Here is a 2,525-nt window from a genome sequence, read left to right as displayed (position 1 = left end):
GATCCCGCCGCTCTCACGTGGGACCGTCATCTCGGGATCATAGACGTTGGATTCGGCGATCAGCATCACGTCGCGTTGACTTTGCCGCGACCAGAACGCCACTTCGTCACGGATCTCGGCGGCCACATGTGGCTCACGATCATCCGCCATGCAGTGAATCGCGTCGACGCGCAACCCATCCAGGTGAAACTCGTCCAGCCAGTACACCGCGTTGGCGGCAAAGAAGCGTCGCACCGCGTCGCCGTGAACGGGATCATCGAAATTCGGAGCATCACCCCAAACGGTCCGATGTTTCGACGAAAGGTAAGGACCAAATTCAGACAAATAGTTACCTTCCGGTCCCAGGTGGTTGTAAACGACATCCAAAAACACGGCCAAGCCCGCCGCGTGTGCGGCGTCGACGAAGCGGCGAAAGTCGTCCGGAGTCCCGAAGGCGTTCATCGGGGCAAACAACGCGACGCCGTCGTAGCCCCAATTCCAGCGGCCGGCTGATGCCGCGACCGGCATCAACTCGATCGCCGTGATCCCTAATTCCACGAGTTCAGCAATTCGATCGATCGCCGCGGCAAACGTTCCTGCATCGGTAAAGGTCCCGACGTGAAGCTCGTAAATGATCAGCTCGTCGCGACTCGGCGCGCGATAGTCGTGGTCGGTCCAGTCAAAGCTCGGATCAACGACCTCGCTCGGTCCGTGAACCCCTTGGGGCTGAAATCGTGACGCCGGATCCGGTCGCCGCGGCCCGCCGTCGACGCGATAAAAATAACGCGATCCCGCCGTGACTCCGGCGACCGTGGCGTGATGATAACCGACCGAATCCTTGGTCATTTCGATCGCTTGCGGCCCATCGACCACGTCGATGTTGACGCGATCGGCCAGCGGCGCCCAAACCGAAAAACTCGTTGACCCATCGGCCAACGGTCGAGCCCCCAGGTGTTGGTGCACTTCGATCGCGGGGCAATTATGAATATCAATCATCGGTTCTGATTCAGCGTGATAAAATTGGAACCGCTCTCTTAGCGTCAAGCAGCGTCCGGGGTAGGCTACGGGTAGGTCCACCCGTCTGTATCCATGGCAAACGGCATCGCAAACGTCGTTGACGGTTTCGCGACCCGCACACGATTGAGGTCCAAGCGACAAACAATGTATCGAAAGACCACGTGGATTCGAATGACCCTCGCGCTCTCGATCGCGACCTTCCTGGTGCCCGAGGTGACGGCCCAAACGTCGTCCACGGAGACTCCGATGACGGAAACGTTACGCATCGCGACCTTCAACGTCTCACTGTATGGCAAACGCCAAGGGGAAATCCGGGAGCGACTTTCCGCTCGCGACGACCGGCAAGCCAAACGGATCGCGAGCATCGTTCAAACCATACGACCGGACGTGCTGCTGATCAATGAACTCGATCACGAACCCGATGCGGCGCCGGCCAGGCTGCTTGCGGAAAACTATTTTGCCGTCGCCCAAAACAATGCCGATGGCGATGGGAAACTGCCCCCCGTTATTTTCCCGTACTTCTACAGTGCGGCCAGCAACACCGGAATCGATTCGACATTGGATTTGAATAACGATGGACAATTGGGTTCCGGAAACGACGCCTGGGGTTACGGCATTTACCCCGGCCAGTACTCGATGACCGTCTACAGCCGTTTTCCGATCGACACCGCATCGATTCGCTCGTTTCAAACACTGCGTTGGAAAGATCTGCCCGGCGCGATTCGTCCGGTGGATCCCGCGACCGGGCAGCCCTATTACGACGACGCGACGTGGTCCAAGCTGCGGCTGAGCAGCAAGAATCACATTGATGTGCCGATTCAAATCGGTGATCGCGTGCTCCACGTCCTCGCCAGCCACCCGACGCCGCCGGTGTTCGACGGGCCCGAAGACCGAAATGGGGCTCGCAACCATGATGAAATCGAGTTCTGGAATCACTATCTGTCCGACGATGATGCCGCCGACTCGTGGCTGATCGACGACGACGGCCGCGCCGGCCCGCTCGATGCCGACGCAAGTTTTGTCGTGATGGGCGATCTGAACGCGGACCCGATCGACGGCAGCGGCCGCCGCGAAGCGATCACCCGACTGTTGAATCATTCCCGCACCCGAGACGTCCAGCAGAGCAAGACCGCCGATTTCGGACGCAACGGTTTGATGCGAGTCGACTTTGTCCTGCCCAGCAAGGATTTGAATGTCATCGACAGCGGGGTGTTCTGGCCGACCGGCGATGACCCACAGAGCACGTGGATCAAAGCCAGCGATCACCGACTGGTCTGGATCGACGTGAAACGATAAACAGTGGGGTACGCTGCCAGCTTGCCATCAAGCGTAAATCGCAAGCTGGAAGCGTACGCCACGTTTTCAAACGAGAGATGGAAACCGCATGCCGAATCAGCGCAAACGAGTCTTATTGATGGTCAGCTCGATGCGCGGCGGCGGCAGCGAACGGCAGGTGTTGCTGCTTTCGCAATCGCTGGATCGATCGCGGTTCGAACCGCATCTCTACTTGACCGAAGCGGCAGGTGAAT

Annotated in this window: 2 protein-coding genes; one reads left to right on the top strand and one right to left on the bottom strand. The window is 58.9% G+C overall.

Annotation, left to right across the window (positions count from 1 at the left end; translation table 11 throughout):
- Positions 1–975 (bottom strand): alpha-amylase family glycosyl hydrolase (locus ABX749_RS29205; RefSeq protein WP_372899146.1); only part of this gene is annotated, 975 nt, incomplete at its 3' end.
- Between the two features lie 192 nt (positions 976–1,167).
- Here ABX749_RS29205 and ABX749_RS29200 point away from each other — a divergent pair.
- Positions 1,168–2,292 (top strand): endonuclease/exonuclease/phosphatase family protein, encoded by a 1,125-nt coding sequence (locus ABX749_RS29200; protein ID WP_372899145.1) that lies wholly within the window; start codon positions 1,168–1,170, stop codon positions 2,290–2,292.
- The last annotated feature ends 233 nt before the right edge of the window (positions 2,293–2,525 follow it).

This window comes from Stieleria sp. (assembly GCF_041595215.1).
Classification (GTDB): Bacteria; Planctomycetota; Planctomycetia; order Pirellulales; family Pirellulaceae; genus Stieleria; species Stieleria magnilauensis.
This window is presented reverse-complemented; position numbering and strand designations above follow the sequence as displayed.

What these genes read in the sequence shown, in the direction of transcription:
- ABX749_RS29200 (WP_372899145.1), top strand. Translation starts at nt 1,168, where the DNA reads ATGACCCTCGCGCTCTCGATCGCGACCTTCCTGGTGCCCGAGGTGACG.